Below are 3,460 nucleotides of genomic sequence, written 5' to 3'. Positions count from 1 at the left end.
CGACCAGCCGTTCCTGTTCATGGCGCTCCTGCCGATCGTCGTCATGGTGGTGGTCGCCGAGCTCACCGAGGGCGGCATGGACGCCAAGGCGCTGGCGATGCTCGGCGTGCTGACGGCGGTGAACGCGGCACTGAGACCCCTGGGAGCCGGGACGGCCGGCATCGAGACGGTGTTCTTCGTCCTCGTCCTCGCCGGGCGGGTGTTCGGGCCCGGGTTCGGCTTCGTGCTGGGCTGCACCTCGTTGTTCGCGTCGGCCCTGCTCACGTCGGGCGTGGGGCCGTGGCTGCCGTTCCAGATGATGTGCGCCGCGTGGATCGGACTGGGTGCGGGCCTGCTGCCACGGCGGGTCACGGGACGGGCGGAGATCGCGATGCTCGTGGTCTACGCCGTGGTCGTGGCGTACCTGTTCGGCATGCTGATGAACCTGTCGTCGTGGCCCTTCCAGCTCGGCATCGCCACCCCCGGCGCAGGCGAGACGCTGCAGCTGGTGCCGGGTGCCCCGATCCTGGAGAACCTGCACCGCTTCCTGGTGTTCAACCTCGTCACGTCGACCTGGGGCTGGGACACGGGTCGCGCGATCACCAACGCGCTGCTCGTGGCCACGCTCGGACCCGCCGTGCTGGTGACCCTGCGCCGGGCTGCCCGGCGTGCTCGGTACGGCCGCACGGCCGAACCGGTCCCGCAGCCCTGAGGCGGGCTCGTCGTCTGTGACGATGGACGACATGCTCCGCCACGCTCACCAGCTGCTGTCCGTCGTCGTCTGCGCCGCTGCCCTGGTAGCCGCTCCGTCCGCTGCGCAGGCGGCCGCCGAGGGCGAGTGCGGGTCCGACGACGTCGTGGTCGTGGTCGAGCCCGCGACGCTCGACGGTGATCAGCTCGTCCGCTGCGCCACGGACCTCGCCGGCGACGCCACTGCCTACGACGCTCTCCAGGCGGCTGGTCTCGACGTCGAGGAGACGCAGGGGTCCGCACCCTTCGTCTGCCGGATCGACGGTCGGCCCGACGCGGCCCAGGAGACGTGCGGCGCCTCGCTCTCCGGCGACGGGTACTGGGCCTTCCTCACCGCCGACGAGGGCGGCGAGTGGTCGTACGCCCAGACCGGCGTGCGCGACCACGACGTCGTGCCCGGTGAGTTCCTCGCCCTGCGGTACCAGCTGCTCGCGGACGGGGAGGACGTGACGGTCGAGACGCCGAGCACGCAGCAGACCCGCGCCGAGGCCGAGCTGGTCGCGACCCCGGGCGAGGCCGACGACGTGGCCACCTCCACCGGGTACGCCATCGGGTGGGTCGAGATCATCGTCTTCGTCCTCGTGCTCGGCGTCCTCGTGGTCGGCGCCGTGGTCCTGGCACGCCGCCGTCGGCCCTGACGGTTCCCGCTGCCCGGCACACTGGGCCCATGCTCACGACTCACCAGCCGGGCCACACGGTCCGCTTCGACTGGGGTCCGGTCGGCGGCCGCGCGATCTCCGACGGAGCCGACGTCGCCGTCGTCGTCGACGTGCTGTCGTTCACCACGGCGCTGGGGGTGGCGGTGGAACGCGGCAGCGTCGTGGTGCCGTACCCGACCGGTCGCGCCGACGCGGCAGAGGTCGCGGCGCAGACCGGCGCGGTGCTGGCCGCCGACCGGGCCTCGGCGGGCCCGGACGAGCCCACGCTCTCGCCGGCGCGGCTGCTGCGGGTCCCGCTGCCGGGTCGTCTGGTGCTGCCGTCACCGAACGGGTCGGCCGTGGCGCACGCACTCGCGGGCTCGGCCACCACGGTGGTGGGCGCGAGCCTGCGCAACGCGGCTGCCGTCGCGGCCTGGATCGCGCGGGAGCACGACGCCGACGACACGGTCGTGGCCGTGGTCGCCGCGGGGGAACGGTGGAGCGACGGCTCGCTGCGACCCGCGCTCGAGGACCTGTGGGGAGCCGGTGCGGTGCTCGCGGCGCTCGAGGACTTCGAGTGGCCGGGCCTGTCACCGGAGGCTGCCGCCGCGGCCGACGCGTACCGCCTCGTGCAGGGTCGCGAGGCCGCCCACCTGACGGCCTGCGCGAGTGGCCAGGAGCTCGTCGCAGCGGGCTGGTCCGACGACGTCGCCGTGGCGGCCGAGGTCGGGGCCAGCAGCGTCGTGCCGGTGCTGAGCGACCGCGGTTTCGTCGCCGCCCCGTGAAATTCGGCGCATTCCGAAACTATTCATGACTTTGGTCCTGAATGCTCTCGGGAAATGCCCGCATTATCGGGTGGTGGGCGATATGGTTCCGGCATGGCGAAAAAGACCGTGGAAAAGTTCTACTCCGACCTGAGTGGCGACGAGATCGACACCCCGGCACCGACGGTGTCGTTCACGTTCGACGGAGTGGGCTACCAGGTCGACCTCACCGAGTCCGAGCGCCAGGCCTTCGCCGACGCCGTGGCTCCCTACATCGCCGTCGGCCGCCGCGCCGCCGGTCGCACCACCCGGACCTCCTCCTCGGGCGGCGGTTCCGGCGTCGACGCCAAGGCCGTGCGAGCCTGGGCGCAGGAGCAGGGCCTGGACGTCCCGGCCCGTGGCCGCGTCCCGTCGTCGCTCATCGAGGCCTACCAGTCCGCGAACTGAGCCGAGCCCGACGACTCATCCCCGCGCGAACACCACTCCGGCGAGATCCTCGGAAAGGTCCCACGCACGCGTGGCGTCGCCGAGGTCGCTGAGAGGCTTCCAGAGATCCACCGGACCCGGGGCGCCACCGGTGCCCCCGAGGCCCTGCGGACCGTAGAAGGGCGCCGGGTCCGGCGCGGTCGCCGCGAGCACCGCCGGCAGCGCCGCGCTCTCGGGAGTGCCNCCCACCTCGGGCCGGGCCGCCAGCAGGCTGGTCGGCGCCACGCCCGGGTGGGAGAGGTTGCTCGTGATGCCCCAGCCCTCGACCCGGCTCCGGCGGTCGAGCTCGAGGCCGAAGAGACCCAGGGCGATCTTGGACTGCCGGTACGCGCGCATGCCGTCGTAGGCGCGCTCGAACCCGGGGTCGTCCCAGTTGATGACGCCGCTCCTGGCCGCCACGCTGACCTGCGACGTCACCCGTGCCCCGCCGTCCACGAGGAGCGGGAGCAGGTGGGCGGTGAGCGCGACGTGAGCGAGGTGGTTGGTGCCGAGCTGGAGCTCGAAGCCGTCCTGCGTGGTCTGGCGCTCCGGCGGCGTCATGACGCCTGCGTTGTTGACGAGCAGGTGGATCGGCTCGCCCTCCGCACGCATCGTGGCGGCGAAGGCCTCGACCGACGCAAGCGACGAGAGGTCGAGGTCGTGGAGGGTCAGGCGAGCCCCCGGGTGCCGCCCGCGGATCGTCCGCACGGCCGCCTCTCCCTTCGTGCGGTTCCGGACGGGCAGGACCACGTCGGCTCCGGCGGCGGCGAGCGTCCGGGCGATGACGAGCCCGATCCCGTCGCTCGCGCCGGTGATGACCGCGCGCCGACCGGTGAGGTCGGGGACGGCGATGTCGTAGGTCCT

At 73.0% G+C, this 3,460-nt stretch carries 5 protein-coding genes; 4 read left to right on the top strand and 1 reads right to left on the bottom strand.

Annotated elements, in window-relative coordinates:
* The 4 genes from ASF38_RS03905 to ASF38_RS03890 form a co-directional block, all read left to right on the top strand.
* On the top strand, positions 1-691 hold a 691-nt coding region (locus ASF38_RS03905), incomplete at its 5' end, for an ECF transporter S component (protein WP_056574170.1).
* Positions 692-722: 31 nt separating this feature from the next.
* Positions 723-1,367, top strand: a complete 645-nt coding sequence (locus ASF38_RS03900; RefSeq protein ID WP_156366769.1) for a hypothetical protein — start codon at positions 723-725, stop codon at positions 1,365-1,367.
* 29 nt (positions 1,368-1,396) lie between these two features.
* Positions 1,397-2,152 (top strand): 2-phosphosulfolactate phosphatase, encoded by a 756-nt coding sequence (locus tag ASF38_RS03895; protein ID WP_056573758.1) that lies wholly within the window; start codon positions 1,397-1,399, stop codon positions 2,150-2,152.
* A 93-nt stretch (positions 2,153-2,245) separates the two neighbouring features.
* A complete protein-coding gene (locus ASF38_RS03890; protein WP_156364880.1) occupies positions 2,246-2,578 on the top strand; it encodes an Lsr2 family protein in 333 nt (110 codons plus the stop codon).
* Positions 2,579-2,801: 223 nt separating this feature from the next.
* Here the strand turns inward: ASF38_RS03890 and ASF38_RS03885 are convergent.
* A partial coding sequence (locus tag ASF38_RS03885) for an SDR family oxidoreductase (protein ID WP_255353806.1) occupies positions 2,802-3,448 on the bottom strand: 647 nt, incomplete at its 3' end.
* Positions 3,449-3,460: the final 12 nt, after the last annotated feature.

The organism is Aeromicrobium sp. Leaf272 (assembly GCF_001422865.1).
GTDB lineage: Bacteria > Actinomycetota > Actinomycetes > Propionibacteriales > Nocardioidaceae > Aeromicrobium.
The sequence above is the reverse complement of the archived record's forward strand: the minus strand, read 5'-3'. Positions and strand labels throughout refer to the sequence as shown.